Source organism: Stenotrophomonas indicatrix (assembly GCF_002750975.1).
Taxonomy (GTDB): Bacteria; Pseudomonadota; Gammaproteobacteria; order Xanthomonadales; family Xanthomonadaceae; genus Stenotrophomonas; species Stenotrophomonas indicatrix.
Genome location: NZ_PEJS01000005.1, coordinates 1 through 358 on the forward strand (window position 1 = coordinate 1; position 358 = coordinate 358).

At 72.3% G+C, this 358-nt stretch carries 1 protein-coding gene; it reads right to left on the reverse strand.

Annotation, left to right across the window (positions count from 1 at the left end; translation table 11 throughout):
- Positions 1–358, reverse strand: a 358-nt coding sequence (locus CR918_RS20965; protein ID WP_133119713.1) for an amino acid permease, incomplete at both ends; no start/stop codon positions are given.

A 358-nucleotide genomic window follows, 5' to 3' on the forward strand; every position in this document is an offset into this window, starting at 1 on the left:
GGGCGGCGGGGCGATGGGCGGGCGCCCGCCGACCAGCCGCGCGGCGGGGGGCTGGGGGAGCGGGCGGATGGGCAGCGCCAGCGGCTCGGCCCGCGGGGCGAACGCGGGGTAGCTCATCGCGCCGATCGCGGCCAGCGCCACCAGCACGTACACGATGGTGCAGCCGACCATCGAGCCGATGATGCCGAGGGACAGGTCGCGCCCGGGGTTCTTGGTTTCTTCGGCGGCGGTGGAAATCGCGTCGAAGCCGTAGAACGCGAAGAAGATGATCGCCGCTGCCGCCACCACGCCGCGTTCGACGCCATCCGGGCCCAGCGTCTTGGCGAATCCGTAGGGCATGAACGGCTGCAGGTTGTTG